The organism is Actinomadura sp. 9N407, assembly GCF_044326315.1.
In the GTDB taxonomy this organism is placed as follows: domain Bacteria; phylum Actinomycetota; class Actinomycetes; order Streptosporangiales; family Streptosporangiaceae; genus Spirillospora.
The window spans coordinates 266,784-293,348 of record NZ_JBIRAW010000008.1 but is presented as its reverse complement, the minus strand read 5'-3'; the positions used below and the strand labels follow the sequence as shown (position 1 = coordinate 293,348).

Below are 26,565 nucleotides of genomic sequence, written 5' to 3'. Positions count from 1 at the left end.
GACGTTCTTTATCGCAGCTCCACTAATGGCGACCACGGCCGGACTGAGCGCGCTGCTCCTGGCATCTGAGCCGGCCGAGGAGGCATAGAAGAGACCCAGAGGAGGCGCGAGCGGGGCGCAGAAGATGTGTAGAGGAGGCGTAGGAGCACCCGGAAGGATCATTCTGTCGCCGGGCTAGCCTGGAGGCTTCTCGAAGCCACGACAGTCTGGAGTGAGCAGGTCTTGACCTCGAACGAGATCGTCGTGCGTGCCGCTACCGACGCGGATGCGGCACGGGCGGCACGGACGTTGCGTATGGCGTTCGCCGACAATGTGTTCACCCGGCATGTGATCGCCGCCGACGACCATCTGGAGCGACTGGAACGGTTCCAGGGATTGTTCGTCGGGCGGATCGGCCTTGAACAGGGGCGGGTCTGGGTCGAGGACGGTGTCGGCGCGGTGGCCGTGTGGACGACGCCGCGGACGTCCGGTGAGATCTTCGCCGAACTGGCGCCGCGGTTCGCGGAGCTGGCCGGGGACCGGCTGGAGGCGTACGAGGCGGCCGAGTCCGTGATGGCGGCCCACCGGCCGCAGGGGCCGTCGTGGTTCCTCGGCGTGGTCGGGGTCGACCCGGCGCGGCAGGGCGGCGGGCTGGGCGGTGCGGTGATCCGGCCGGGGCTCGAGGCCGCCGAACGGGAGGGCGTGCCCGCGTTCCTGGAGACCTCGGTGGCCCGGAACGTGCCGTTCTACCAGCGGCTGGGCTTCGAGGTCACCGCCGAGTACGACCTGCCGGACGGCGGTCCGCGTACCTGGTCGATGACGCGTTATTAGACCAGGCCGGCTGCTTTGAGGAGCTTCTGCCAGTTGTCGTCGCGGCGGCGCCCGACAACGGCTTCGACGAGTTCCGGATAGCCCGGCCCGAGGACGTTGTGGTCGAAGAACGTGACGATGTCCGGCGCGAATTCGACGGTCTCGATCTCCACGTCGACGTTCTTGTAGAAGAAGACGTAGTCGTCCGGGTCGCAGTAGTAGACGCTGCCGTCCTGGAGGTCCAGCCTGATGGGGGCGCCGACGATGCCCTCGGGTGTGTCGTAGCGCTCGTAGCCGATCTCCAGGGGGTGGCCGAGCGGGCAGCCCGGGAGTTCCGGTCGTTCGGCCCAGGCACGGGGGTTCGCGATCTCCTCGGGCTGGCGGAAGACGAAGAAGTCCCCGCCCAGCTCGTGGAACGTGCGGAAGACGTCGGTGACACCGGCCGGCAGTTCCGGGATGGGTTCGAGTTCTCTGGGCGCGTCGATGGTGACGCCGAAGCGGTGCTCCGATTCGGTGCGGCGGAGCAGGTCCAGCTTGGCGCTGATGCCGTTCATGCCTTGCGCGCCAGGATGTAGGCCTGCGGGGTGATCTCGTTCTCGCGGGCCTCGCGGACCAGGTGGGCGACCACGTCGAACCCGGTCTTGCGCAGCAGTTCCATGGTGTGGTCGGGAGACAGGCGGTGGAAGTCGAGGTCGACGGTGTGACCGAACGCCTCGGAGTAGTGGTTGGGCTCATCGCCGACCTGGAAGGCGAGCAGCAGGTGGCCTCCGGCGGACAGGGCACGGTGGAACTCGGCGAAGGCCGCGGGGACCTCCGCCGGAGGCAGGTGGATGATCGAGTAGTGGGCGACGAGGCCGCCGAGGTGGCCGTCCGGTACGTCCAGGGCCGTCATCGTGCCCTCGTCGAAGCGCAGGCCGGGGTGGGACCGGCGCGCGTGCGCGAGCATCCCGGGTGACAGGTCGACGCCGAAGACGTCCAGCCCGTGCGCGTGCAGCCGTGCCGTCACATCCCCGGGACCCGAACCGACGTCGGCGACGGGACCTGAGGCGGCCTCGGCGAACGCGGCGATCATCGCGCGGTCCAGCGGCTTGGCATCGAGATCGTCCGGGAAGTGCGCGCAGTAGTCGGCGGCCATGGCGTCGTAGCCGGCCCGGGTGTTACGGAAGTACTCGGTCACGGTCGGCCATGAAATCACATGATTGTTTAGGTTGTCCCGGTTTGCACGCCCCGCCCCACGGGGGTGTGGGCGCCGGAGAGGGCGGGGCCGCCGCAGTGGGCGCAGACGAGGTCGGGGTCGAGGATCTCGCCGCACGAATGGTGCCAGCGTACGGGCGGGTCATCGGGGTTCAGGTGGCGGTCGCCCCACTTCATGAGCGTGATCAGGACCTCGCCCAGTTCCCGTCCCGAGGGCGTCAGGTGGTACTCGAAGCGGGGCGGGTGATCGCTGTAGCGCTCGCGGCGGATGATGCCGGCCGACTCCAGCTTGCGCAGGCGGGTCGTGAGGATGTCGCGGGAGGCGCCGGTGTTGCGGGCGATGCCGTCGAAGCGCCGTACGCCGTGGAAGAGCTCGCGGACGGCGAGGATCGTCCAGCGCTCGCCGATGATGTCGAGCGTGTCGGCGATGGAACAGGGCCGCGGTTCGGCGTCCTTAGGCATGGCCCTCATTTTAGGAACGGTCGACGGCCGCCGGTGTGGCCGATGGCGAAGGCGCCGCCCCCACGGTGCGGGGGCGGGGGCGAAGGCGGGTGTCCAGGAGGAGGCAGGCCGCCGCGGTGGCGACGGTCGCGGCGAGGATGAGGAGCCATCCGTCGCCGAAAGCGGGCGCCTCGGTCGAGCCGAGGGCGGCGACGAGCAGGGCGATGCCGAGGACGGTCCCGATCTGGCGGGCCATGGAGACCACGGCTGAGCCGGTGGAGAAGCTCTGCGGCGGCAGGGCCCCGACGGCCGCGCCGATCAGGGTGGGAAGGGTGAGGCCAACGCCGATCCCGGTGAGGATCATGCCGGGCAGCATCCCGGCGGCGTAACCGGCGTCGAGCCACGCGTACCACCAGGTGATGCCCGCAGCGAACGCCACGCAGCCGAGGGCTGCGACGCCTCCGTTGCCGATCCGGCGGACGAGCGGCCCGGCGCCGACGGCCAGGGCGGGAACCATGAGCGGGCCCGGGGCGATGGCGAGGCCGGTACGGAGCGGCCCCCAGTCCCAGACCTGCTGGCACCACAGGACGGCCGACAGCAGCATCGCTGCGAACGCGACGGCGAACAGGACGTTGGCGAGCGTGGCGGGGCCGAAGGACGGCAGCCGGAACAGGGACAGCGGCAGCACGGGCACCCGGTGCCGGGACGATCGGAGCACGAAGGCGAGGAGGAGGGCGACGGCGGCGGCGAGCGAGCCGATGACCTCGGGCGATCCCCAGCCCCAGTCCTCGCTCTTGACCAGGCCGAGGGCGAGGGCCGCGATGGCGGTCGTGAGGACGGCGGCGCCGAGCAGGTCCGGCCGCGGCGCGTCCGTACGGGCGGGGACGGCCGGCAGCACGCGGGGGCCCGCGATGAGGATGGCCAGGCCGACGGGGATGTTCACCAGGAAGGCCCAGCGCCAGTCGAAGCCGGTGAGGATGCCGCCCACGACAGGGCCGAGGGCCGCTGCGACGCCGCCGATGGCCGTCCAGGCGCGAACGGCCGGTACGCGGCGTTCGGGCGGTGCGGCGGCCAGCAGCAGGCCGAGGGACGCGGGGATGAGGAGGGCGGCGCCGGCGGCCTGGAGCGTACGGGCGCCGACCAGGGTCCAGACGGTGGGAGCCAGGGCGCACAAGGCCGAGGCGAGGGTGAAGACGGCGACGCCGATCAGGTACGCGCGGCGCGGGCTGATGCGGTCGGCGAGGTTCCCGGCCGGTACGAGGAGGGCCGCGAAGACGACCGCGTAGGCGTTGAGCACCCAGGACAGGTCGTCCAGCCCGGAGCCGGCGAAGTGGGCCCCGACCTCGGGCAGCGCGACGTTGACGATGAACAGATCGAGGTTGGACATCGCGACGCCTGCGGCGACGGCGGCGAAGACGAGACCTGGCCTGGGCATGGCGGCTCCATGGGGACGTGGTTCGGTCGACACTGTCCGTTGGAAAAGACAACTTCCCCGGGACGCTAATCCAGTTAGTTGGAAAACACAACCCACTACCGGAAAGCGTTCGGGGGCCGTGGCGCTCGGCCACGACCCCCGAAACGACGGGCCGCTCAGTGGAAGGGGCCCGCGGAGTCGTCCGTGATATCCCCCCGTACGTCGAAGGGCTCCATAGTGGAGCCGGCCTGTGCTGGAACGTCCTGCAAGCTGAACCCTCCATCCCCTCGACGCCGATTTCTTCGGACACTAGCCCAGCTACCAGCGGATTTACGGATCGAAGGCCTCAAAATCCGTCAAAGCCGCCATGACATTACCTAGGGGGTGAGCACCATGTTCGCCAGGATCCGTCCCGCCAGGTCGGCATCGCCGTCGATGCCGACCTTGACGTCGGTGGGGGCACAGCGGCCCGCGGCCAGGCGCATGAACGTCTCCCAGTCCATCCGCAGCGTGACGTCGGCAACATCACCGGAGACGGAGACGGCCCCGGAGCCTGAATCAGGGCGGGCGCGGCCGTCCTCGCCGATCCGGATCCGGGAGGTGAACGGTACGGGCTCGGAGACCTCGAAGACGACCGTCCGGTTCGTGCCCGCGCCCGAGCGCTTGCCCACGATCATGGGGAGTCCGGACTCCATGATCGTGCGGGCGCAGAAAGCGGCGGGGGCGTCCAGATTGCCGGGACGGCCGACCGCACGGCGGATGTCGTGCTCGTGGATGTAGCAGTCGAACGCCCGGAAGACCATGAACTCCCGGTACGGCACCATACGGCCCGTCGGGGCGACCGTGGGCTGCTCGGAGTCGGTCTCGCCGAGCGCCGCCAGCCTCCGGTCAAGCACGTCCCTGAGCTCGGCCAGGACGTCGGCGCCCGGCCGGCCGCGCCGGGCGTCCACCCCGGGCTCCACCAGCCGGCCCAGGTCGTTGCGTACGTGCGGCGGCTCCTCGGCCATCACATGACCGGCGGCGGGGTCCTCGCCCAGCAGGAGCAGCTCCGTGCCCACCAGGTGCGCCGCGACGTCCTGTACGGACCATCCGGGGCAGTCGGTGGGCCGCTTCCAGTCCTCCGGAGAGAACGCCTCCCCGAGCGCGATCGTGGATCTCAGGGTCTGCTCGAACGCGGCGATGTTCGCCTGCATCTCCGAAGTCATGGGTTGAAAGTGGCACGATCCGCGCACTTCCCACAAGATCCCGTGACCCAGGGAGTCAGGCCACCGTGCGCTTCTGCTCGCCGGAGACCGGGCGCAGCTTGACCATGGCGGGCAGCGAATCGCGTTCGAGCGCGGTCCGGAGGTGGGCGACGGCCTCATGCTCGATGTGGTCGCGGAGGTCGGCCAGGTCGGTGTTGCGCCGGTACGCGACGTTCAGCCGCAGGCGCGGTTTCCGGGAACTGCCGAGCAGCCGCGCCTGAACGCCCTGGACGCCCGGGTACTCCCCGACCTCCTCCTCCAGGGCCTGGGTGACGGCCTTGCCGGTCAGCCGGGTCGTACCATCGGAGGTCTCGGAGCCCAGCGCCAGGCCGGGCAGCCGTTCCGAACGCGCCTGGGCGAGCAGCCAGGCCAGCCCGAGCAGGGTCAGGACGACGCCGCTCGCGGCCACGACGGGCCAGAACCAGCCCTGCTCCGCCGCGTACCGGCGCATCTGGCCGGTGATCAGCGCATCGGACGCCGGGCCCTGGCCGAACGCGCCCAGCCCGCGGGCGAGCGCCATCGCCCCGGCCGCCGTCAGGACGAGGCCGAGCAGGGTGAGGCCCACATGGTTGATGCGCGACGCGTGACGGTCCATGGGCGATCAGTCCCTATTCCTTTGGCTTGCGAATCCGGACCGCGACGCCTCGCCTGGGCAGCGGCCCGGCCTCGTCGAGGCGTTCCCGTACGGCGGTCTCCACCCGGGAGCGCAGGTCTCCCGGATCACGCATCGCGGTACCGGCGGTCAGTTTCACCTTGCGCCGCCGTACCTTCACCCGGCCGACGTCCGTCACGCCCGCGACGTCCCGGGCGGCGGAGCCGGCGATGCCGCGCAGGCCGCGCCGGGTGATCGCGACCATCACGTCGGGATCGTCGCCGTGCAGCGGGATCAGCCGCCCGCGACCGCGACGCAGCCCGGCCACCAGGAAGAACAGGCCGACCAGGGTCGTCACCGCGGCGGCCAGCAGCCCGGCCGCCTCCTTCCACGACGTCCCCCACGCCCACGACGTCACCCGGTCGTACGGGACGAGGCGCGCGGGATCCCCGGTCAGCGCCGAGATCGCCTCGATCGCGGTGAGCAGCCCCGCCGCGGTGACCAGCAGGGCCGCCAGCAGCGCGGGCAGGATCCGCCGGGAGTGGAACGCGCGGCGCGCGGCACGGTCGGCGGCGCGGGACGGACCGGGCCTGCCTCCCCTGGCCTGCGCTCCCTTCGCCTGCTCTCCCTCGGCCCGTTCCCCGGCCGGAGCGGGCGGCAGCCGCCCGACGCTCGTGGTCATTCGCCCCCCTGTCGCGGAACGTGCGGAGCATGCGGAACGGGTGCGTCGCGACGGCCGCGCCGGGATCGTGGGGCCGGAGGTCGTTCAAGCTCGGCCACCTCGATGTCCACCTGGCGGACCGTGAAGCCGGTCAGGGCCTCGACCCGCTCGCGAACGTGCTCCCGTACCCGTTCGCTCACCTCGCGTACCGGCTCGGGATAGACCACCGACATCCGCACGCGCGCGGTGACCACGGTGCCCGCCACGTCCACGTCGGTACGAGCGGCACGGCCCTGGCCCTTCTTCCTGCCGAGCCCGCCCGCGTCCTCGGTCTCGCCCACGGCGCGGGTGACGATCCGGGCGACCGCCTTCTCCGCGATCTTCGTATGGCCGCGCTCTCCCCGGTACGGATCGCCCGCGTCCGGCGAGCGCCCGGGCCGGGGCGGCGGCTCGACCGTGGGCGGCAGGTCCGCCTGGGGCGACAGGCTCGCCGAGGTCACGACGAGCCCTTCCGCGTACCGAACGAGGAGAGCAGCTCGCCCAGGTCCACCTGGCCGGCGACGACGCGCCCGACCACCAGTCCCAGCAGGCCGAGCAGCAGCACGATCACGAAGGTCCCGAACCCGCCGAACGCGCCGGCGAACCCGAGCGCCGTACCGAAGGCCAGCCCGATCGCCGACCACATCATCTTTGCGTCCATGTCAGTTCCCTCTCAGAGGCCGGTCCGGTTCCCTCGCAGCCCTCTCTCAGATTTCACTCAAGCCCTCACAGAACCCTCTTCAGGTCCCGCTCACAGCAGGAGCCGTGCTCGTTGGCGGCGCTCCCGCCATCGAGCCAGCCGGCGGACCGGCCAGCGGCGGCGCCGTACCGCGACGACCGTGCCCCGGGCCGGGGACGCCGGAGACAGAGACCCCCGGATGCGCCGCAGGCCGTCGGCGAACTCCGCCGGGTCGCCGCCCACATCCGGATGGTGGGCCCGTACCCAGGCCCGGAACTCCGCCCGCTCCCGCTCGGCCGCCGTCGTCCGCGCCATCAGCCATTACCCCTGGCACCGTCGTCGATGTCGCCGATCAGCACGTTCACCGGAAGGCCCCCGGCCAGCGGAAGGACGGCCTGCCGTACCGTCTCGGCGATCTCCGCCAGCGGCCGGCCGGGGCGGGCGACGACGCCCACCTCGATCTCGCCGTCCCGTACGGCGACGCCGCCGTACGGGGGGCCGACCCGGTAGGTGACCACATGCGCGCGCGGCCCGGCGGTCAGGCCGGCCACGTCAGGAAGGCCGGTCACGGCCGCGCCGATCCGCTCGGCGAGCCGCTCGCGCTCGGAGGCGGCCGCGGCCCGGCCGGTCAGGGCCTGGGTTCCCTTCATCGCACCCGCGGCTCGGACGGCTGCGACTCCTCCTCCGCCTCCTCGCCGGGCAGATGGATGTCGGCCACCTCGATGTTGACCTCGACGACGTCCAGCCCGCACATGTGCTCGACCTCGTCGATCACGTTGTCGCGCACGGCCGCGGCCAGGTCGGGAATGGACGTCCCGTACTCCACGATCAGATCGATGTCGATGGCGGCCTGCCGCTCGCCGACCTGCACCGCGACGCCCTGCGTCGCGTTCTGCTTGCCCATCCCGCCGGGCAGCCGCTCCTTGACCGAGCCGAGGGTACGGGACATCCCGGCGCCCATGTCGTGCACGCCGCCGATCTCGCGCGCGGCCATCCCCGCGACCTTCGCGACCACCGAGTCGGCGATCTTGGTACGGCCGTTCGGGGTGACCAGGTCGCCCCGCTCGCCGCCGGACGCCTTGTCCAGGCCGCCGCCCGGCGACCGCCCGCTCCGCTCGCGTTCCGATCCCCGCGGCTGTTCCGATCCCCGCGACTGGCCGGGCAGCGATGCCCCGGACGGCCGGTCCGTTGTCGAGCCGCGTACGTTTCCCTCACTCATGACGGCATCCCCCCGGTGCGCCGATGGTGTGAAATTCATACTCACCACGCGCGACGGGAAACCACCATGGGTGACAATAAGCAGGTCAATTCCTCGACCGCCGGACTGCGGGACCGCTGACTACTGGTCCGCCGGACTATCCCGGCACGGGATAGAAGCGCACCTCGGGCCGTCCTACCTGGCCGTAGCTGGGACGGCGCTGGGCGAGGCCGTTGTCGGCGAGATACTCCAGATAGCGGCGCGCCGTCACCCGGGACACGCCGGTGAGCGCGGCGGCGGCGGCCGCCGACAGGCCGCCGGGCGCCTCCGTCAGCACTTCGGTGATCGCCTCCAGCGTCGCGCCGCTCATCCCCTTCGGCAGTGACCGCTGGTCGCCGGTACGGAGCGCGGCGAGGATCCCGTCCACGTCGGCCTGCCCGCTGACCTCGCCCGGACGCTCGGCGCGCTGCCGGAACCGCTCGTACCCCTCCAGCTTGTCGCGCAGCGAGGCGAACGTGAACGGCTTGAGCAGGTACTGGACGACCCCGACCGACACGGCCGAGCGGACCACCGTCAGGTCCCGGGCCGAGGTCACCGCGATCACGTCCACCGCCAGGCCGCCCGCGCGCAGCGCCCGGCACACGGTGAGCCCGTGCGTGTCGGGAAGGTAGAAGTCCAGCAGCACGACGTCCACGGCCTCGCGCTCGCAGAACCGCAGCGCGTCGGCGCCCGAGTGCACCACGCCGGCCACCGTGAAGCCCGCCAGCCGCTCCACGTACTGCCGGTGGGCCTCGGCGGCCAGCTGATCGTCCTCCACCACCAAGACCTTGATCACAAGCCGGTTCTGCCCTTCCCTCGGCCCCCGGTCTGCCGGCCCTTGGGTTCCCCTGCGTTGTACGGCTCGCCGGCGCCTTCCGGATCAACGACGACGGGCAGCCGGACCCGCAGCAGCGCGCCACCGTCCCGCTCGACCTCGATCGTTCCCCGGTAGCGCCGGACGGCCTGGCCGACCAGCGCCAGCCCCAGCCCGCGCGGACCGGCCGGGCCTTCGGCGGTCTTGGTCGTCCAGCCGCGCCGGAACATCTCCTGCGCGCGGGCGGGATCCAGGCCGGGGCCGGTGTCGCTCACCTCGATCACCAGCTCGCCCGCGCCCGTCCGGGCGGTGACCGTGACCCTCGGCGGCCGGTCCTCGGCGGTGCCCTCGATCGCTGTGCCCTGCTTCCCCGCGCCCTCAGTCCCCGCACCCTCGATCGCAGCGCCCTCGATCGCCGCGTCCACGGCGTTGTCGATCAGGTTGCCGAGGATGGTGACCAGATCGCGGGGCTCGATAGCGCCCTCGGCCCCCTCGATCGTGATGTCGTCGGCGACCGCCAGGTCCACCCCGCGCTCGGCGGCCTCGGTCGACTTGCCCAGCAGCAGCGCCGCCAGCACCGGCTCGCGTACGGCGCCCACCACCCGGTCGGTGAGCCGCTGCGCCGTCCGCAGCTCGGCGGTGGCGAACTCGACCGCCTGGTCCGGACGGTCCAGCTCCACCAGCGACACGACCGTGTGCAGCCGGTTGGCGGCCTCGTGCGCCTGCGAGCGCAGCGATTCGGCGAAGCCCCGGACCGTGTCCAGCTCACCGAGCAGGGCCTGCAGCTCGGTGTGGTCACGCAGAGTCACGACGTTTCCCATGGCACGATCCCTGGACCGTACCGGTGCGGTGTTGACCACCAGCACCCGCGTGTCCCCCACATGGATCTCGTCGGAACGCGGATCGGCGGAGTTCATGGCGCCGACCAGTTCCGCGGGCAGGCCCAGCCGGCCGGCCTCCTCGCCCTGCGGCTCCCCGCGCAGATCGAGCAGCTCCCGGGCGGCGTCGTTGCACAGCACGACCCGGCCGTCGCCGTCGAGCAGCACCAGCCCTTCCCGTACGGCGTGCAGGATGGCCTCGTAGTAGTCGAACATCCCGCGCAGCTCGCCCGGCGCCACGCCCCGGGTCTGGCGCCGCAGCCGCGCGCTGACCAGCGAGCTTCCGCCGATCCCGAGGGCCAGCACGGCCAGCGCGACCGCGATCAGCGGCACCAGGCGCTCGCGCAGCTCGGCGGAGATCGTCCGGATCGTGATCCCGACCGCGACCAGCGCGACCACCCGGTCGGCATCGTCGAAGACCGGCGTCACGGTACGGACCGAGGGCCCGAGCGTCCCGGTGTAGGTCTCGCTGAACGTCCGCCCGGCCAGCGCCGGTGCCATGTTGCCGACGAAGTGCTGGCCGATCCGGCTCGGGTTGGGATGGGTGTAGCGGATCCCCTGCGGATTCATGATCGTGATGAAGTCCACATCGGTGTCGTGCCGGACCCGTTCGGCGTACGGCTGCAGGGCCTTGCTCGGATCCGGCGACGACAGCGCCCCGCGCACGCTCGGCGCGTCCGCCAGCGTCAGCGCCACCACCGTCACGGTGTGCCTGGCCTGGACGTCCGCCGCGCGCTGCGAGTCCATGTACGCCAGCACCGCACCGGCGACCACCAGCAGTCCCACGATCGCGGCCTGCAGCACGAGCAGCTGCCGGGCCATGCTCCAGCCCTTGCCGGAGCCCGCCATCATCCCTGTACGCCGCATTCCGAGCACATCCCTGAACCCGTTCCACCAGCCGCCACCGCCGATTCCGGGAGGTTTCGGACTCACCGGACCGGCCGCGCGTCGCCGCGGTCGTGAACGAAATGTACACAAGGGTGACCCGGCCCAGGGTCCCGCGCATAGTCACCGTGCAGACATGTGATCCGCGCGGACGCCGGCCCATCCGATGAGGGCCCCTGGTCGACGTCCCTGGCTTCCCCCCGCTCGAAGCCAGGGACGTCATCGGACCGGGTGACCTCACGGTGCCGGGCCGGCACCGCAAGGTCCTGCTGACCTGCCGCCCCCGGTTCGGGCTCGAGCTCCCACGTGCCCGAGCCGGGGGCCAGGCGGGTGACTAGGCGGGTACTACGGGTTTCCTGAGCCGACACGACCTTCCCTAGGCGGGCACAGGCTGCTCTATGCGGACACGACCTCTGGAGCCGTCGGGACGGGCTCCTGCATCTGGAAGCGGATGACCACGATCAGGCCGTCCAGGTCCATCGCGGCGCGGTAGCGCTCGACCGGGCCGTTGCTCAGGTCGGTGTGGATCTCGGCGGGCGCCGCGTCCGGAGCGCAGATCACGGTCACCAGCAGCCGCGGCCGCAGCCTGCTGCCGGTGAGCCGGATCCGCGCGTCCCGTACCCCCGGTACGTGGCGCGTCTCGCGCAGCAGCTCGCCCGCCGCCACCCCGGCCAGATGCCGGGTCGGCGTGTCCAGGGCGGCCCGCCGGGTGAGCATGATCGACCGCACCTGGACGTAGAGCCACATCAGCCCGGCCAGCGCCATGGTCTCCGCGACACCGCCCGCGACCGGCCAGAACCATTCGTGCTCCCCCGCGTACCGCGCCATCTCGGAGGTGAGCATGGGACGCCCGGCGCTCCCGGCACCGAACGCGCCCAGCCCCAGCAGCAGCCCGCAGACGCCGGCGGCCAGCAGGGCCAGCCCGGTCAGCAGGATCGCGGCTCTCGTTCCACTCATCGTCGGCCCCCCATCTCAGTCCTTCCGCCAGCGCAGCCGGACGCGCACCCGCCGCGGATCCATCAGGTCCATCTCCGACAGCCGGGCCGCGAGCGCGGCCCGGACCAGGTCGGTGAGGTTGGCGGGGTTGCGGTAGCGGGTCACGGCCCGGACCGCCACCCGCCGCCGGAACCGGCCGCCCTTGATCCGGACCCGGACCTTGACGATGCCGGGCACGCTCAGCGCCGCCGAGACCAGCGAGCGCTGCAGCGCCCTGCGGCTGATCGCGGCGGCCATGTGCGGGTCGGCGCCGTGCAGCGGCACCATCCGCGGCCGGCGGGCCGGGAGCAGGCTGAGCAGCAGCACGAGCCCCGCGACGGCCACCCCCGCCGCCGCGCCAAGCGCGCGCGGGTCGTCCCAGGACGTCCGGTGCAGCGCCGCCGCCCACCGGTCGGCCGGGATCAGCCCGGCCGGCCGTCCCACCAGGACGCTCACCACCTCGATCGAGGCGAGCCCGCCCGCCACCAGCAACAGCAGCGCGGCGGCCAGTCCCGCCGCCGCCCGGCGCGGCCGGAACTCCCGCGCGGCCAGCCGCCGGGCCCGCTGTCCGGTCTCAGCGTCGCCGGTCGCCGTCTCCACGACCAGCGTGTCGCTCATCACCACATCACCACCCCCGAGGTGCGCAGATACACCTCACCCATGGTGATGGAAGATGACAGCCAGTGAAACCCGGCGCGCTGCAAGGCCCGGGACCAGGGGAAACGATCACCCCTGCGCAGCGTTCACCCGCGTCCCCGGGGCGGGCGGATGATCCAGGTCAGCGGAAGACGACCGTGCGGTCGCCGTTCAGGAGTACGCGGTGTTCGGCGTGCCAGCGGACGGCACGGGCGAGGGCGAGGCACTCCATGTCGCGGCCGACCGCCATCAGGTCCTCGGGGCTGTGGGTGTGGTCGACCCGCGCGACCTCCTGCTCGATGATCGGGCCCTCGTCGAGCGCGGCGGTCACGTAGTGCGCGGTGGCGCCGATCAGCTTCACCCCGCGCGCGTGCGCCTGGTGGTACGGGCGAGCGCCCTTGAAGCCCGGCAGGAACGAGTGGTGGATGTTGATCACTCGGCCGGGCAGCTTGCCGCAGAAGTCGTCGGACAGGATCTGCATGTAGCGGGCCAGGACCACCACGTCGGCGCGGTAGTGCTCGACCAGCGTGAGCACCTCGGTCTCCTGGGCCGCCCTGGCGGCCGCGGCCACGGGCAGGTGGTGGTAGTCGATGCCGTACGACTGGGTGAGCGGGCGCAGGTCGGGATGGTTGGACACGACCGCGACGATCTCGATGTCGAGCAGCCCGGACCGCTGCCGGTAGAGCAGGTCGTTCAGGCAGTGCCCGCCCTTGGACACCATGATCAGTACGCGCTGCCGCTCGGCGGTGTCGGTCAGGCTCCACTCCAGGCCCAGCTCGGCCGCCAGCGCCGCGAACGCGCCGCGCAACTCGCCGGGGTCGGTGTCCGCGAGCCCGGCGAATTGCACCCGCATAAAGAACCGGCCGGTATCGCGGTCGCCGAACTGCTGGCTCTCGAGGATGTTGCAACCGCGTTCAGCGAGCAGTCCCGAGACGGCGGCGACGATGCCGGGACGGTCGGGGCACGAGAGCGTCAGCACGTATTCGGACACGGTGTCACTTCCGCTGAGTGTCGGATTCCGGGTGGCGGTACGCCGATGGAAGCAGAGCTTACGCGGCGATTCCGTTCCAGGAGGTCAGGAAGTCAGGAGCTCGGGAGCGGAATGCCGCCGCGCGCGGAATGTTGAGGAGAGTGTGAGCCTACGTACGATCCGCTTCTCGATCCTGGACCGCTCCCGGACAAGGGAGGGCGAGGGCCATCCGCGCGCGCTGCGGGACACGGTCGAGTTCGCCCGGCAGGCGGAGAACCTGGGCTACCACCGGTTCTGGGTGTCGGAGCACCACGGCGTCCCTGGCGTGGCCGGTCCGGCGCCGACCGTACTGGCGGCGTCGGTCGCGGCCGCGACGTCCCGGATCCGGGTGGGAACGGGCGGCGTCATGCTGCCGAACCATCAGCCCCTGGTCGTGGCGGAGCAGTTCGGCGTGCTGGAGTCGCTGTATCCCGGGCGTATCGACATGGGGCTGGGGCGTTCGGTCGGGTTCACCGGCGGTGTACGGCGCGCGCTCGGCCACGACCGGCAGGACGCGGACGACTTCGCGCCCCGGCTGGCGGAGCTGCTCGGCTACTTCACCGGTGATCAGCAGGAGTATCCGGGCGTGCACGCATGGCCGGCGGAAGGGCTGCGGGTGCCGGCATTCATCCTGGCCACCGGGTCCGGCGCGGACATCGCGGCCTCGTTCGGGCTGCCGCTGGTGATCGCCGCCGTACGGAGCCCGGAGCGGATGCTGGAGGCGATCGAGCGCTACCGGAAGGGCTTCCGGACCACCTTGTGGGGGCACGAGCCGTACGTGGTCGTCTCCGGGACGATCGCGATCGCCGACACCCGCGACGAGGCATGGCGGATGCTCGTACCGGAGGCCTGGTCGAACGCCTACTCCCGCGTTCACGGCGAGTTCCCGCCGCTCGTCCCGGCGGAACGGATCCTGGCGATGGACATGAGCGAGCGGGAGAAGCGCTACTTCGACGAGGCCCTGCGCGGGCACCTGTACGGGACCGAGGACGAGGTGGCCGAGGCCCTGGAGGAGCTGGTCGAACGCAGCGGGGCCGACGAGTACCTGGTGCACACCAGCACCCATGACCGGGCGGCGCGGCTGGAATCGCACCGGCGGCTCGCCGGGCTGGACGGAGCGAGCGGGCCGAGCCGGGCGAGTGGGCTGTATGGGCCGAGTGGATCGGGCGGCGATTCCTACCAGCGAGTAGTTTCGGGTGGGCCACTCGGGTTAGATTCGCTCGCATGCGCCGCCTCCTCGCCCTCCTCCTGACCCTCACCGTCGTGCTGGCGGGCTGTAGCGACGGCCCGAAGGAAGGGGACGGCGGCAAGAAGACCGAGCCTCCCGGCGCGTCCGGAAAGCGGCCCGAGACCGTCAAGGGCATCCCCACGGACGCGGGCACGCACAAGCGGAAACTCGACGTCGGCGGCCCCGGCCACCGCGAGTACCTGCTGCACGTCCCGCCCAAGCTGACCGAGGGCGAGTGGCGCGACGGCAAGCCCGCCAAGCCGATGCCCGTGGTGCTGGCCCTGCACGGCGGGCTCGCCAACATGGGGCAGATGCGGAAGCTGACCGGGTACGACCGGATCGCCGACGACCAGGGCTTCCTGGTCGCCTATCCGGACGGGTTCATGACGACCTGGAACGCGGGCGACTGCTGCGGCGCCTCGAAGCTCGGCGACATCGACGACGTGGGCTTCCTGTCCAAGCTGATCGACGAACTGACCGGCGCGGGACTGGCCGATCCCGCCCGGGTGTACGTGACGGGGTTCTCCAACGGCGCCGGGATGGCGTACCGGATGGCCTGCGAGCGGCCCGGGAAGATCGCCGGGATCGGGGTCGTCGAGGGCGCGCTGGTGACCGACTGCGATCCGGGCCGGCCGGTCTCCGCGATGATCGTGCACGGCACCGCCGACCGCAGCGTCCCGTTCAACGGCGGCGGCCGGCGCGACTTCAACGACGGCCGCCCGTACCCGCCGGTCAAGGACGCGGTGGACTTCTGGCGCCGGGTCGGCAAGCTGCCCGAGCCGACCAGGACGCTGCGCGGGCTGAGCAACGGCGCCGACTGCGCCGGTACGGGCAAGGGGCAGGGCGGCGCCGAGGTGACGTTCTGCAAGATCGAGGGCGGTACCCATCGCTGGCCCACCGGGGCGAGCACGATGCTGTGGAACTTCTTCGAGAAGCATCCCCGGGTAGGCTGACGACCAGGCGGTCCGGCAATTCATGAATCGTTTTCACATTCGCGATTTCTGTGGCACTGTGGCGGGATGAACCTCCGGGACCGTTACGACGCCGCCACCGCCGCGTTCGAGGCGCCGTTCGCCGTCGTCGACCTGCGGGCCTTCCACGCCAACGCCGCCGAACTGGCCCGCCGCGCCGCCGGCAAGCCGATCCGCGTGGCCAGCAAGTCGGTGCGCTGCCGGGCGCTGCTGGACGACGTCCTGGCCCTGGACGGGTTCGCCGGGATCATGGCGTTCACGCTGCCCGAGGCGCTCTGGCTGGCCGGGCACGGCACCAGCGACGACATCCTGGTCGCCTACCCGACCACCGACCGCACCGCGATCACCGCGCTGGCCGCCGACGAGCGCGCCGCCGCCACCGTGACGCTCATGGTCGACTCCACCGACCACCTCGACCTCATCGAGAAGGCCGCCGGCGGCCGCCCGATCCGGGTCTGCGTGGACATCGACGCCTCGTACCGGCCGCTGGGCGGGCGGGTGCGGTTCGGTGCCCGCCGCTCCCCGCTGCACACCGTCGCCGACGTGCGCGGGATGGCCGAGGAGATCGTGCGGCGGCCGGGACTGCGGCTGGTCGGGCTGATGGCGTACGAGTCGCAGATCGCCGGTGTCGGCGACGTCCCGCCCGGACGGCCGGCGCGGGCCCGCGCGATCCAGACCATGCAGCGCCGCTCGCGGATGGAGCTGGCCCGGCGGCGCGCGGGGATCGCCGCCGCCGTACGGGAGCTGGCCGATCTGGAGTTCGTCAACGGCGGCGGCACCGGCAGCGTCGAGAAGACCGCCCGCGAGCGCGCCGTCACCGAGGTCGCCGCGGGTTCCGGGCTCTACCAGCCGCACCTGTTCGACAACTACTCCAACTTCGGCGGGCGCCCGGCCGCGATGTTCGCGCTGCCCGTCGTCCGGCGGCCCGGCCCCGGCGTCGTCACCTGCCTGGGCGGCGGCTACCTCGCCTCCGGCCCGGCCGACGCGCTGCGGCTCCCCCAGCCCTACCTGCCGACCGGGCTGTCGTACGACTCCGACGAGGGCGCGGGCGAGGTCCAGACGCCGCTGCTGGGTTCCACCGCCGATCTGCTGAGCGTCGGCGACCGCGTCTGGTTCCGGCACACCAAGGCCGGCGAGCTGTGCGAGCGCTTCGACGCCCTGCACCTCATCGAGGACGGCCGCACGGTACGGACCGTCCCGACCTACCGCGGCGAGGGCGCCACGTTCCTTTAGCTCAGCCTCTGAGCTGAGTTTTCAGCGCCGGGTTTCCGCGACCCTGTATCCAGGGCCGGCTCTCCGCCGCCCTCACTTTCCCCTCCCCCCGTTTTCCGTTGTTCCAGTGTCACCCTGACCGGCTACGTTGGCCGGTATGACCAACGCTCCACTGATCAGCGTCCGCGGTGAGGCCATGCTGGAGGTCGAGCCGGAGATCGCGCGGCTGTCGGTGCACGTCCAGTCGCAGGAACGCGAGCGGCGCGCCGCCCTCGACCGGCTGGTCGAGCGCAACCAGCAGGTGCTCGAGCTGATCAGGTCGTACGGGGAGGCGGTCGAGAAGCTGGAGACCGGCGGGCTGTCGATCACGCCGCAGCTGAAGTACCGGCGGCGCGAGGGCGACATCCGCGCCTACCAGGGCACGGTCTGGATCCGGCTGGTCATCGCCGACTTCGCGGTGCTGGGCGAGCTGGTGACCCGGCTCGGCGACGTCGAGCGCACCTACGTGCACGGCCCCGACTGGGGGCTGCGCCGCGACAGCGATGTCTACAAGCAGGCCGCGCGGCAGGCCGCGAACGAGGCGGTCGAGCGCGCCCGCAGCTATGCCGAGGCGCTGGGCGCCAGCCTGACCGGGCTGGTCGAGCTGGCCGACGAGGGGCTCACCAGCGATACGCGCGGCGGTGCCGAGCCGGTCGCCATGATGGCGTACGGCGCGTCCGCGGGCGCGGAGAGCGCCGAGCCGCCCGCGATCGACCTGGAGCCCGCCACGCAGATCGTCCGGGCCGCCGTGGAGGCCCGCTTCACCGCCACCGCCCCCGACCTGGGTTAGAGCGTGTTCGCGAAATGACCGCAGCAGAGCAGGGGACGCCGCCGCAGCCGTCGCTGACGGACCCCTGCACCGAACGGGGGCCCGCCGGGGAGCTGCTGCACCGGCACCGGCACCCCGGGACGGCGGCGCGCGAGCTGGACGTCTTCCTCACCGGCCAGGTCTTCATGGACATGATCTTCACCGGGCTGCCCGGGCTGCCGCCGCCCGGTACCGAGCTGGTCACCGACGGGCTCGGCTCGGCGCCCGGCGGGGTCGCCAACATCGCGGTCGCGATGAGCCGGCTCGGGCTGCGCACCGGGCTGGCCGCCGCGTTCGGCGACGACATGTTCGGTGCCTACCTGTGGCGGACGCTGTCGGAACAGGAGGACGTCGACCTGCGCTGGGCCCGGCGCGTGGGCGGCTGGTCCACCCCGGTGACGGTGTCGCTGGCCTACGCCGCCGACCGCAGCATGGTCACCTACACCCGGCCGCTGCCGCTGCCCGCCGACGACCTGGTCGAGTCGCCGCCCCGCGCCGCCACCTGCTTCGTCGACATCGACCGCCCCGTACCTGACTGGGCGCTGGCGATGCGCGAGGCCGGGGCACTGGTGTTCGCCGACCTCGGCTGGGACCCGACCGAGACGTGGTCCACCGACGTCCTCGACCGGCTGGAGAACGTCGACGTCTTCCTGCCCAACGCCGTCGAGGCGATGGCGTACACGCGCACCCGTACCGCCGAGGAGGCCCTCACCGCGCTGGCCGAACGCGTCCCGGTCGTGGTGGTCAAGCAGGGCCCGCGCGGCGCGATCGCGATCGACTCGTCCACCGGCACCCGCGCGTCCGCGCCGGCGCTGCCGGTCACGGCGCTCGACCCGACCGGCGCGGGCGACGTGTTCGCCGCCGGATTCGTGTTCGGCACGCTCGCCGACTGGCCGCTCGACCACCGGCTGCGCTTCGCCAACCTCTGCGCGGGCCTGTCGGTACGGCATCGCAGCGGCTCGCTCGGCGCGCCCTGCTGGGGCGAGATCGCCGCGTTCGGCGAGACCGGCGAGGTACCGCCCGAGGTCCTGGAGCAGTACGCGTTCGTCGTCCCCTACATTCCCGAGACCGAACTGGAGAGCGGCGCCGACTCGGTCACCCGGGCCGAGCCGACGCTGCGGCAGGGGGCGTTCTGAGCATGGCGAAGGGCGGTACGGCGAGTGACAGCACGCTGAAGATCGCGATCGTGGGGGCGGGCAGCGGCTACATGCCCGGGGTGATCCGGGGGCTGCTGCATCGGGCGGACGACCTGGCGGGCGCCGAGCTGGCCTGCCACGACATCGACGCCGGCCATCTGGAGCTGATGGCCGGGCTGGCGCGGCGGATGTTCGCGGCCCGGGGCGCGGCGTTCACGGTCACCACGCATGCCGGGCCCTCGGGGCTGAAGTCCGCGCTGGACGGCGCCGCGTACGTCTTCACCACGTTCAGGCCGGGCGGCATGGCGGGCCGCCACCTGGACGAGTCGATCCCGCTGAAGTACGGGGTCGTGGGGCAGGAGACGGCCGGACCCGGCGGCTTCCTGATGGCGTGCCGGTCCGTACCGGTGCTGATGGAGATCGCGGCGGCCGCCGATCCCGGCGCCTGGATCGTCAACTACACCAACCCCACCAACGTCGTCACCGACGCCGTCGCGCGCCACTCCGGCGCGCGCATCATCGGCCTGTGCGACCAGCACGTCGGCGACACCGAGATGTGGGCGGACCTGCTCGGCCTGCCGGCCGACCGGCTGGAGGCCGACTGGATCGGGCTCAACCACGCCACCTGGGCCGAACGGCTCCGGCTCGACGGCGCGGAGCTCGATCTGCCCGCGCTGCTCGACGGCCTGGAGATCCCGGGCGGCGGCGCGACCCCGTGGCGCGACCCGACCCGCATGGTGGAGCTCGCCAAGACGCTGGGCTTCCTGCCCAACTCCTACTCCAAGTACTACTTCTTCCATGACGACGTCGTACGGGAGCTGCGTGAGAAGGGCCGCACCCGTGCCGAGGACATCCAGGCGATGCTGCCCGCGTACTACGAGCAGATCCGGGGCGAGGCGGGCAAGGCCGACCCCGATCCCAGCCGGGAGCGCGGCGGCGGCGAGCACGGCGAGTTCGCGGTGGACGCGATCTGCGCGCTGCACCGCGACGAGGGCCGCCGGATGATCGTCAACACCCGCAACAACGGCGCGATCACGTCCCTCGAACCGGACGCGATCGTCGAGGTTCCGGCCCTGGTCGGACGGTCCGGGCCGGTAGCGCTGACGATGGGGCCGCTGCCCCGTCCCGTACGGGGGTTGACCCAGGCCATCCACGAGTACGAGCGGCTGGCCGCCGACGCCGCCGTGACCGGATCGCGCCGTACGGCCCTGCAGGCCCTGATGGCGCATCCGTTCGTGGGGAGCAAGCACACGGCCGAGAAGATCCTGGACGAGGGGCTGGCCGCACATCGGGGGCACCTGCCGCAGTTCTCGTGAATCGGGGGTCCCGGGGCGGGTTCCCCTGAACGCGCTTGCCGGTTCGCGCGTACTCAAGGTGTGGGAGCAACCGACTGCGGCGACTACCGGATCGGTCTCGGCGTCTACGCCCTCGGGCGGCTGGCGGGGACCGAGGCCGACGAGCTGCGCGACCATCTGGCCGGCTGCGGGCGCTGCCGCGGCGAGCTGGCCGAGCTGCGCGGCGTGGTCGATCTCCTGGACCGGACGCGAAGAGGCGCCGGTCCCCGCGCTCGCGCACGGGCCGGCGCCTCGTTCCTGCTGTTCAGCGGCGGCGGCGCCTGCGCCGCCAGATCACCAGGGCGGTGACCGCGGCGGCCGCGCCGGCCCCGGCCAGCAGCAGCCGGCGGTCGACCCCGCCGGTCTCTTCGTCGTCCTTGCCGTCGGCCGGCGTGAACATCGCGTTGACGACCCTGGCCACCTGGCCGGCCTCTTCCTTCAAGCGCTCGGCGCCGCGGTGAGCCACGTTCCGCGGGCTGACCCGGTCCGCGAGCTCGTCGATCGTCTGCGCGAGCTCCAGGCGAGCGCGCTCTATCTGCCGCTCCAACGCAGCCGGGTCGCGGGACCTGTCAGCCATGCCTGTTCCTTCTCGTTCGAGCCTCAGGACGCATGATCCGAACAGTGTCGCAGGTCTGTCCGCGAAACGCCCGCGCCGCCCCAGCCGATACGGTGGGCCTGACAGTCCGCAGCCGATCACCCCAGAGAGGCAGGTACCGTGTCAGAGCGGTTGGAGCCCGGCGATGTCGCCCCCGAATTCGAGCTTCAGGACGCCGACGGCGCGCCCGTCACGCTCGCGTCCATGCGCGGCAAGCGGGTGATCCTGTTCTTCTACCCGGCGGCGATGACCCCCGGCTGCACCAAGGAGTCCGTCGACTTCCAGGGCAGCCTGGCCGAGCTGGAGCCGGCCGGCGTCACGGTCGTGGGCGTCTCCCCCGACAAGCCCGCCAAGCTGGCGAAGTTCCGGGAGAAGGAAGGGCTGACCTTCCCGCTACTGTCGGACCCCGACACCGAGACCCTGCGCGCGTACGGCGCGTACGGCGAGAAGAAGCTCTACGGCAAGGTCGTCGTCGGGGTGATCCGCTCGACCTTCATCATCGACGCCGAGGGCAAGATCGAGAAGGCGTACTACAACGTGAAGGCCACCGGCCATGTCGAGCGGCTGCGCCGGGATCTAGAGCTGTAGTAGTTCCCTTGTGCTAGCCAACCCCTGTGCGGACGGGGGGATTCGAACCCCCACGGTGTCGCCACCAACAGGACCTAAACCTGCCGCGTATACCTGATTTCGCCACGTCCGCCGGTGCCTCCGGTGCCGTACCCGGAGGCGCCAGGCCAGCTTAGCGCCCTGCTCGCGGGCCCTGAGCGGAATTCTCAGTTGGTGAAAATCGCCCTCGGCAAGAGGACGAACCCGGCCTAGTCTGGACGGGTCCCGGTTTCCGCCCCTTCGACGGGCGGCGGTGGCCGGGACCGGCCGCGGTCAGCAGACACCCAGACGCAGGTGGGCATCGTGAGCGAACCCTTCTTCCATCGCGTGCTTCCGTACGACGGGATGGACGACTATCTCGCCGGGACGCTGCCGTTCCTGCGCGAGGGCGTCGACGCCGGTGACCGGGTGCTGGCGGTGGCGCCGCTGGCCAGCGAGCTGCTGCTGCGCGGCGAGCTCGGCCCCGCCGCCGCCGGGGTGGACTTCTACGATCCCGCGGCCTGGTACGCCCATCCCGCGCGCACGCTGGCCGAATGCCTGGGCCACGCGGACGAGGCGGCCTGGCGGGGACGCCGGCTGCGGATCATGGGCGAACCCACCTGGACCACCCGCTCGCCGCTCGAGGTCCTCGAATGGCAGCGGATCGAGGCGCTGGTGAACGTCGCGTTCGCCGGCACCGGGACCGCGATCCTGTGCCCGTACGCCAGGACGCTGCCGGCGGGCGTGGTCGCCTCGGCCCGGCGCACGCATCCGGAGACCCTCAAGGGCCTGACCGCGATGCCCAACCCCGGTTACATGGACCCGTGGGCCTACAGCGCCCAGTGCGACAGCGCGCCGCTGCCGCCACCGCCGCCGCACGCCGAGTCGATCCCCCTCGACCGTCCGGACCTGTACTGGCTGCGCGCGTACGTCGGCGACTTCGCCGCCCGTACCCCGCTGCCGGCCGAGGACCTGCAGCGGCTGCTGGTCGCGGTGACCGAGGTGGTGACCAACGCGACCCGGCACGGCGGTCCCCCGATGGCCCTGACGATGTGGGCCGATCCCGAGGACCGCTCGCTGGTCTGCCAGGTCACCGACGGCGGCAGCTGGACGTCCGGCGGGGAACGGCACGGGTACGGGCTGGTCCCGCCGCGGCCCGCGGGGCCCGGCCGGTTCGGGCTGTGGGCGGTCCGGCTGCTCTGCTCCATCGTCCAGATCCGTACCGGAGAGCAGGGCACCACGGTGCGGCTGCGGCTCCGGTTCCCCGCCGTCCCCGCAGGTACGGTCCGCCCGGTGGGGCATGCTTCATGAGTGAACGCACAGCACACAGCGTGAGCGAGTCCGTGCGTTGGGCTTCCGATTTCCGCCAGGCGGCGTACCCTGGACACGACCCCGACGACCTCGATGGGCAGGCCATGGAGACCAGCTGGTTCGCCAAGCGTCCCGTCAGCAGTGTCCGGCCAGGCGACCACGGCTGGCTGGCCTATTCCGGCGCGGAGGAGCGCGACCTGGTGATCGGCACCTTCATCGAGGAGGGGCTGCGCACCGGCGAGAAGGTCGTGTACGTCACCGACACGCCACCGGACGAGCTGCCGGGGATGGCCAAGCGGACCTCGCTCGATGTGAGCTCCTACCTCTCGTCCCAGCAGCTGAAGGTGATCCCGCTCGAGGTGGCCTGCCTCGACTCGCGCGGCGCCTTCGTGCCCGACAAGTTGCTGGAGACACTCGGCCGCGAGGTCGACCTGACGTTCGGCCAGGGCTTCCGCGCCGCCCGCCTCACCACCGACCACAGCCGGATGATCAACCGGCCCGGCCGGTACGACCTCGGGCGGATGCTCGGCTGCGAGCACCGGTTCGGCGACGCGGTGTCGCCGAGCACGATGGCGATGGCCATCTGCCAGATCGCGCGGCAGGCCTGCCCGCCCGGCGAGCTGGCCGCGCTGCGCGCGACGCATGAGGTGCTGATCGAGGTCGATCCCGAGTTCGACGACGGGATCCTCAAGATCGTGCGCACCTTCGAGCCGCACGGGCTCCGGCTGGAGGGCGAGCTCGACGACGTGCGGCACGCCCGGTTCAGCGAGGCGCTCACCAAGGCCGCCCTCGCCCGCACCCGCCGGGAGATCCATCTCGACTTCGCCGAGCTGGGCTTCATCGACCTGAGCGGTCTCACCCTGCTGGCGCAGCACGCCACCCGGCTGGACGGCGACCGGGAGCTCGTCCTCGACCATCTTCCTCCCAACACGGAGAACCTCATCGAGCTGGTCGGCTGGCACCGGCTCCCCGGGCTGTCGCGCGGGCGAGAACGCGACGCCCTCTCCGCGGAAGGCCGTACCTCATGACGAGTACCGAGAAGAGGCTGGAGCACCGGGCGTTCCTGTACCGCGGCACCGACGACTTCCTGTCGGTGACCGTGCCGTTCCTGGCCGCCGGGCTCGATGCCGACGAGGCCGTCGTCGCGGTCGTCCGGCGGGCCGCCATCGAGCCGCTGCGCGAGTCCCTCGGCGACCGCGCGGGAACGATCGAGTTCTATCCCTCCGAGGAGTTCTACCGCCATCCGGTACGGACGCTGAAGAGCTACCAGGAGCTGGTCAACGCCAAGGCGCCCCGTTCGGTCCGTGCCCTGGCCGAGCCGGTCTGGCAGGGCTGGAGCCCGCGCGAGACCCTCGAATGGGCCCGGTACGAGTCGCTCATCAACATCGTCTTCAGCGGCTCGGGAGCGCGCGCGCTCTGCCCGTACGACGAGGCCACCCTCCCGGCCGAGATCATCGACCATGCCCGCCGTACCCATCCGCTGCTCGCCCAGGGCTCGGCCACGGTCGGCAACCACGACTACGTCCGGCCGGGCGACTTCGGCGCGGGCTGCGACCGCACGCTCCGCTTCGAGCGCCCGCGCGATGCCCTCTACATGCCCGTCGAGTCCGACGACCTGCACCGGCTGCGCGCGTTCGTCGCCGAGCGGGCGGCCGCGCACGGCCTCGACCGGCAGTCCGCGCAGAACTTCGTGACCGCCGCCAACGAGGTGGCCGCCAACGCGCTGCAGCACGGCGCGCCGCCGGCCGGCCTGTGGCTGTGGTCCGAGGGCGCCGAGCTGGTCTGCGAGATCGGCGACAACGGCCTGTGGCGGCCCGCGCCCGGCGCGCTGGTCGGGTTCATCCCGCCCGACTCGGCGCTGCAGCGCGGCTTCGGACTGTGGACGGTACGGCTGCTGGTCGATCTGGTCGAGGTCAGGGCCGGCTGGGACGGCACGTTCGTCCGGCTGCGCCTGTGCCGCTGATGCGATGGGGGCGTCATGGAGACCCTCTGGTCCGTCCGCCGGCCGGTGTGCGAGCTGCGCCCCGGTGACCATGCCTGGCTGGCGTACGGGAGCCAGGAGGAGCAGCACCATGTCGCCGGCGCGTTCATCCGGGCCGGGCTGGCCGCCGGCGAGAAGGTCATCTACCTGGCGGGCGCGGCCCCGGTCACCGTTCCCCGGCTGCCCGCCCATGAGCTGCTGAACGTCGTCTCCCTCGACCGCGCCGAGCGGCACGCCGACCACAGCACCGGCCACAGCACCGGTCACCGGGCCGGGCACTTCGATCCGGGCGCGCTCGTCCGTACGGTGGCCGAGGCGATCGGCCGGGCCGAGGACCAGGGGCACCGAGGCATCCGGATCGCGACCGACATGACCTGGGCCGTCCGCCGCCCCAGCGGGCTCGAGCTGCTGCTCGGCTGCGAGCGCCGGATCGACCAGGCGATCGGTCCCAGCACCCGGGCGATCGCGCTGTGCCAGTTCGACCGCTCCCGCTGTACGGCCGCCGAGCTGGAGGCCCTCGGCGAATCGCACGGGGTCGCGGTCGCCCCCGACCCGTTGTTCGAGGACTCCGTGCTGCTGATCGAGCGGATGTTCAAGCCGCTCGGCCTGGCACTGGTCGGCGAGCTGGACGCCTCGCGGCACGCCGTCCTCGTCCAGGCCCTCAGCACCGTGACGGCGGACGCCGTCGACCGCGAGGTCCATCTCGATCTCGCCGGGCTGGGATTCATCGATCTGGGCGCGCTCAACATCCTCGCCGACGCGGCCGCGCGGACGGCCGGCTGCGGTGCCCTGGTGCTGGACCGCATGTCACCGCAGCTCCGTACCGTCATGGAGACGGTCGGCTGGCACATGCTCCCCGGCCTGCGCCTGGGTCCCGATCGCCCGAGCCCCTGAGCCGCTCAGTGCCCTGGGGGTGTCCCTGCCGGCCCCGGGACGCGCGACGGGGACGGGGGACTCGGCTCGCTGGTCGGGGCGGGGATGGGCATCTCGCTTGCGGGCGATCGCGGAGGCCTGTTCGTGGGCGACCGTGTGGGCGAGTGCGTGGGCTTCGGTACGGGCGGCGTCACGCTCTGGCTGGGCGTCGGGCCCGGCGGGCTCAGCGGCTCCGGCCGCGCCGGGCGTTCCCCGCCCGGCCACAGCAGCACCAGCGCGATCACGACCGCGGCGGCCAGGACCGGCACGGCCCACAGACCGGCCCGGGGCCGGAACCGGCGGCGGATCCTGCCCGGGCTCGCTCCGTGGGCAGGGTCCGCAGCGTTCCTGAGCCGGTGCAGCAGCGCGCCGTCCGGCTGGATCCGGTCGGCGCCCCGGCGGTAGTGCTCGCGCAGCAGCGTCTCGAGCTCATCGCTCATGCGCCCGCACCTCCTCCATGTGCCGCCGCAGGGCGGTCATCGCCCGCGCGGTGTGGCTCTTGACCGTCCCCCGGGAGATGCCGAGGGCCTCGGCGATCTCCTGCTCGCTGAGGTCGCACCAGTACCGCAGCACCACCACCGCGCGCTGCTTGACCGGCAGCGCGCGCAGGATCTCGTCCAGGTCGCTCCCCAGGGCGGGCCCGTCGGCGGACACCGCTGCCAGCCGCTCCACGTCGGCGGGCGAGCCGACCGGGAAATCGCGGCGCCGGGACCTGCGCCGGTGCTCGTCGATCGCCAGGTTGACCAGGATCTTGCGGGCGTACGCCTCGGGCTCGCCGGCGGCGACCCTCTTCCAGCGCCGCGCGACGCGCTCGTAGGCGACCTGGAGCAGGTCCTCGGCGAGGTGCCGGTCGTACACCAGGAAGACGGCGGTACGCAGCAACCGGCCCGCGGTGGCGGCCACGAACTCCTCGAACGTGATCTCCGCCCCGCGGGCCTCCCGCGCGCTCATCGTGAACAGGGCACG

The 26,565-nt window shown here is 72.2% G+C and carries 33 protein-coding genes and 1 tRNA gene; 13 read left to right on the top strand and 21 right to left on the bottom strand.

The genetic code is table 11. The features are described from left to right. Positions 1–294 precede the first annotated feature (294 nt). The gene (locus tag ACH34Q_RS15745) at positions 295–810 is read left to right on the top strand and encodes a GNAT family N-acetyltransferase (RefSeq protein ID WP_395983713.1); all 516 of its coding nucleotides are present in this window, start codon (positions 295–297) and stop codon (positions 808–810) included. Here the strand turns inward: ACH34Q_RS15745 and ACH34Q_RS15740 are convergent. From ACH34Q_RS15740 to purU, 17 genes are all read right to left on the bottom strand, one after another. Then, positions 807–1,343: a hypothetical protein gene (locus ACH34Q_RS15740; protein ID WP_395983661.1), complete on the bottom strand. Its 537-nt coding sequence runs from the start codon at positions 1,341–1,343 to the stop codon at positions 807–809. The two genes, ACH34Q_RS15745 and ACH34Q_RS15740, sit on opposite strands and share 4 nt — an antisense overlap. Then, positions 1,340–1,966, bottom strand: coding sequence for a class I SAM-dependent DNA methyltransferase (locus ACH34Q_RS15735; RefSeq protein ID WP_395983660.1), 627 nt, complete (start codon positions 1,964–1,966; stop codon positions 1,340–1,342). The genes ACH34Q_RS15740 and ACH34Q_RS15735 overlap by 4 nt, the downstream gene beginning before the upstream one ends. 26 nt (positions 1,967–1,992) lie before the next feature. Beyond that, positions 1,993–2,445, bottom strand: a complete 453-nt coding sequence (locus tag ACH34Q_RS15730) for a winged helix-turn-helix transcriptional regulator (RefSeq protein ID WP_395983659.1) — start codon at positions 2,443–2,445, stop codon at positions 1,993–1,995. A gap of 10 nt (positions 2,446–2,455) precedes the next feature. Next, positions 2,456–3,859 carry an MFS transporter gene (locus ACH34Q_RS15725; RefSeq protein WP_395983658.1) on the bottom strand — a complete coding sequence of 468 codons (1,404 nt, stop codon included), beginning with the start codon at positions 3,857–3,859 and terminating at the stop codon, positions 2,456–2,458. Between the two features lie 356 nt (positions 3,860–4,215). Then, a complete protein-coding gene (locus tag ACH34Q_RS15720) occupies positions 4,216–5,043 on the bottom strand; it encodes a maleylpyruvate isomerase family mycothiol-dependent enzyme (protein WP_395983657.1) in 828 nt (275 codons plus the stop codon). 55 nt (positions 5,044–5,098) lie between these two features. Continuing rightward, positions 5,099–5,677 (bottom strand): alkaline shock response membrane anchor protein AmaP, encoded by a 579-nt coding sequence (amaP, locus tag ACH34Q_RS15715; RefSeq protein ID WP_395983655.1) that lies wholly within the window; start codon positions 5,675–5,677, stop codon positions 5,099–5,101. A 13-nt stretch (positions 5,678–5,690) separates the two neighbouring features. Then, positions 5,691–6,356, bottom strand: a complete 666-nt coding sequence (locus ACH34Q_RS15710; protein WP_395983654.1) for a DUF6286 domain-containing protein — start codon at positions 6,354–6,356, stop codon at positions 5,691–5,693. Beyond that, positions 6,353–6,835: an Asp23/Gls24 family envelope stress response protein gene (locus ACH34Q_RS15705; RefSeq protein ID WP_395983653.1), complete on the bottom strand. Its 483-nt coding sequence runs from the start codon at positions 6,833–6,835 to the stop codon at positions 6,353–6,355. Before ACH34Q_RS15705 ends, ACH34Q_RS15710 begins: the two co-directional genes overlap by 4 nt. After that, a complete protein-coding gene (locus ACH34Q_RS15700; RefSeq protein ID WP_395983652.1) occupies positions 6,832–7,035 on the bottom strand; it encodes a hypothetical protein in 204 nt (67 codons plus the stop codon). The genes ACH34Q_RS15705 and ACH34Q_RS15700 overlap by 4 nt, the downstream gene beginning before the upstream one ends. A 90-nt stretch (positions 7,036–7,125) precedes the next feature. Next, positions 7,126–7,368, bottom strand: coding sequence for a hypothetical protein (locus tag ACH34Q_RS15695; protein ID WP_395983651.1), 243 nt, complete (start codon positions 7,366–7,368; stop codon positions 7,126–7,128). Next, positions 7,368–7,703 carry a hypothetical protein gene (locus ACH34Q_RS15690; protein ID WP_395983650.1) on the bottom strand — a complete coding sequence of 112 codons (336 nt, stop codon included), beginning with the start codon at positions 7,701–7,703 and terminating at the stop codon, positions 7,368–7,370. The genes ACH34Q_RS15695 and ACH34Q_RS15690 overlap by 1 nt, the downstream gene beginning before the upstream one ends. After that, positions 7,700–8,272 carry an Asp23/Gls24 family envelope stress response protein gene (locus ACH34Q_RS15685; protein WP_395983649.1) on the bottom strand — a complete coding sequence of 191 codons (573 nt, stop codon included), beginning with the start codon at positions 8,270–8,272 and terminating at the stop codon, positions 7,700–7,702. The genes ACH34Q_RS15690 and ACH34Q_RS15685 overlap by 4 nt, the downstream gene beginning before the upstream one ends. Positions 8,273–8,408: 136 nt before the next feature. Continuing rightward, positions 8,409–9,086: a response regulator gene (locus ACH34Q_RS15680; protein ID WP_395983648.1), complete on the bottom strand. Its 678-nt coding sequence runs from the start codon at positions 9,084–9,086 to the stop codon at positions 8,409–8,411. Then, positions 9,083–10,849, bottom strand: coding sequence for an ATP-binding protein (locus tag ACH34Q_RS15675; protein WP_395983647.1), 1,767 nt, complete (start codon positions 10,847–10,849; stop codon positions 9,083–9,085). Before ACH34Q_RS15675 ends, ACH34Q_RS15680 begins: the two co-directional genes overlap by 4 nt. A gap of 414 nt (positions 10,850–11,263) precedes the next feature. Then, on the bottom strand, positions 11,264–11,824 hold the full coding sequence (locus ACH34Q_RS15670) for a hypothetical protein (RefSeq protein ID WP_395983646.1): 561 nt from the start codon (positions 11,822–11,824) through the stop codon (positions 11,264–11,266). Positions 11,825–11,839: 15 nt separating this feature from the next. Then, positions 11,840–12,460, bottom strand: coding sequence for a DUF6286 domain-containing protein (locus ACH34Q_RS15665; protein WP_395983645.1), 621 nt, complete (start codon positions 12,458–12,460; stop codon positions 11,840–11,842). 160 nt (positions 12,461–12,620) lie between these two features. Beyond that, the gene (gene purU, locus ACH34Q_RS15660) at positions 12,621–13,469 is read right to left on the bottom strand and encodes a formyltetrahydrofolate deformylase (RefSeq protein WP_395983644.1); all 849 of its coding nucleotides are present in this window, start codon (positions 13,467–13,469) and stop codon (positions 12,621–12,623) included. Positions 13,470–13,611: 142 nt separating this feature from the next. Between purU and ACH34Q_RS15655 the strand changes: the two genes are divergently transcribed. The 7 genes from ACH34Q_RS15655 to ACH34Q_RS15625 all read left to right on the top strand — a co-directional run bounded on the left by ACH34Q_RS15655 (position 13,612) and on the right by ACH34Q_RS15625 (position 20,524). Next, on the top strand, positions 13,612–14,739 hold the full coding sequence (locus ACH34Q_RS15655) for an LLM class flavin-dependent oxidoreductase (RefSeq protein WP_395983643.1): 1,128 nt from the start codon (positions 13,612–13,614) through the stop codon (positions 14,737–14,739). Then, positions 14,712–15,668 (top strand): alpha/beta hydrolase family esterase, encoded by a 957-nt coding sequence (locus tag ACH34Q_RS15650; RefSeq protein ID WP_395983642.1) that lies wholly within the window; start codon positions 14,712–14,714, stop codon positions 15,666–15,668. The genes ACH34Q_RS15655 and ACH34Q_RS15650 overlap by 28 nt, the downstream gene beginning before the upstream one ends. Positions 15,669–15,734: 66 nt before the next feature. Beyond that, a complete protein-coding gene (locus ACH34Q_RS15645; protein ID WP_395983641.1) occupies positions 15,735–16,919 on the top strand; it encodes an amino acid deaminase/aldolase in 1,185 nt (394 codons plus the stop codon). A gap of 136 nt (positions 16,920–17,055) precedes the next feature. Continuing rightward, positions 17,056–17,727 (top strand): SIMPL domain-containing protein, encoded by a 672-nt coding sequence (locus ACH34Q_RS15640; protein WP_395983640.1) that lies wholly within the window; start codon positions 17,056–17,058, stop codon positions 17,725–17,727. Positions 17,728–17,741: 14 nt separating this feature from the next. Continuing rightward, positions 17,742–18,881 (top strand): carbohydrate kinase family protein, encoded by a 1,140-nt coding sequence (locus ACH34Q_RS15635; RefSeq protein ID WP_395983639.1) that lies wholly within the window; start codon positions 17,742–17,744, stop codon positions 18,879–18,881. A gap of 2 nt (positions 18,882–18,883) precedes the next feature. Beyond that, a complete protein-coding gene (locus ACH34Q_RS15630; RefSeq protein WP_395983638.1) occupies positions 18,884–20,197 on the top strand; it encodes a glycoside hydrolase family 4 in 1,314 nt (437 codons plus the stop codon). Between the two features lie 60 nt (positions 20,198–20,257). Then, complete coding sequence (locus tag ACH34Q_RS15625) at positions 20,258–20,524, top strand: zf-HC2 domain-containing protein (protein ID WP_395983637.1); 267 nt, start codon at positions 20,258–20,260, stop codon at positions 20,522–20,524. Here ACH34Q_RS15625 and ACH34Q_RS15620 read toward each other — a convergent pair. After that, on the bottom strand, positions 20,481–20,792 hold the full coding sequence (locus tag ACH34Q_RS15620; protein ID WP_395983636.1) for a DUF3618 domain-containing protein: 312 nt from the start codon (positions 20,790–20,792) through the stop codon (positions 20,481–20,483). The genes ACH34Q_RS15625 and ACH34Q_RS15620 overlap by 44 nt on opposite strands. Before the next feature lie 138 nt (positions 20,793–20,930). On the opposite strand from ACH34Q_RS15620, the gene bcp reads away from it, so the two are divergent. After that, the gene (gene bcp / locus ACH34Q_RS15615) at positions 20,931–21,398 is read left to right on the top strand and encodes a thioredoxin-dependent thiol peroxidase (RefSeq protein ID WP_395983635.1); all 468 of its coding nucleotides are present in this window, start codon (positions 20,931–20,933) and stop codon (positions 21,396–21,398) included. Positions 21,399–21,425: 27 nt separating this feature from the next. Here bcp and ACH34Q_RS15610 read toward each other — a convergent pair. After that, positions 21,426–21,510, bottom strand: a tRNA-Leu gene (locus tag ACH34Q_RS15610). 209 nt (positions 21,511–21,719) lie between these two features. On the opposite strand from ACH34Q_RS15610, the gene ACH34Q_RS15605 reads away from it, so the two are divergent. From ACH34Q_RS15605 to ACH34Q_RS15590, 4 genes are read left to right on the top strand one after another with little or no spacing between them, the layout of a single operon-like run. Beyond that, on the top strand, positions 21,720–22,706 hold the full coding sequence (locus tag ACH34Q_RS15605; protein WP_395983634.1) for an anti-sigma factor RsbA family regulatory protein: 987 nt from the start codon (positions 21,720–21,722) through the stop codon (positions 22,704–22,706). A 20-nt stretch (positions 22,707–22,726) separates the two neighbouring features. Beyond that, positions 22,727–23,734 carry an MEDS domain-containing protein gene (locus tag ACH34Q_RS15600; protein ID WP_395983632.1) on the top strand — a complete coding sequence of 336 codons (1,008 nt, stop codon included), beginning with the start codon at positions 22,727–22,729 and terminating at the stop codon, positions 23,732–23,734. Then, positions 23,731–24,669, top strand: a complete 939-nt coding sequence (locus ACH34Q_RS15595; protein WP_395983631.1) for an anti-sigma factor RsbA family regulatory protein — start codon at positions 23,731–23,733, stop codon at positions 24,667–24,669. Before ACH34Q_RS15600 ends, ACH34Q_RS15595 begins: the two co-directional genes overlap by 4 nt. A gap of 15 nt (positions 24,670–24,684) precedes the next feature. Next, positions 24,685–25,581 carry an MEDS domain-containing protein gene (locus tag ACH34Q_RS15590; RefSeq protein ID WP_395983630.1) on the top strand — a complete coding sequence of 299 codons (897 nt, stop codon included), beginning with the start codon at positions 24,685–24,687 and terminating at the stop codon, positions 25,579–25,581. Positions 25,582–25,586: 5 nt separating this feature from the next. On the opposite strand, the gene ACH34Q_RS15585 is transcribed toward ACH34Q_RS15590, so the two are convergent. Together ACH34Q_RS15585 and ACH34Q_RS15580 are read right to left on the bottom strand one after the other, a co-directional pair. Further along, complete coding sequence (locus ACH34Q_RS15585; protein ID WP_395983629.1) at positions 25,587–26,039, bottom strand: hypothetical protein; 453 nt, start codon at positions 26,037–26,039, stop codon at positions 25,587–25,589. Beyond that, positions 26,029–26,550 carry a SigE family RNA polymerase sigma factor gene (locus tag ACH34Q_RS15580; protein WP_395983628.1) on the bottom strand — a complete coding sequence of 174 codons (522 nt, stop codon included), beginning with the start codon at positions 26,548–26,550 and terminating at the stop codon, positions 26,029–26,031. The genes ACH34Q_RS15585 and ACH34Q_RS15580 overlap by 11 nt, the downstream gene beginning before the upstream one ends. Positions 26,551–26,565: the final 15 nt, after the last annotated feature.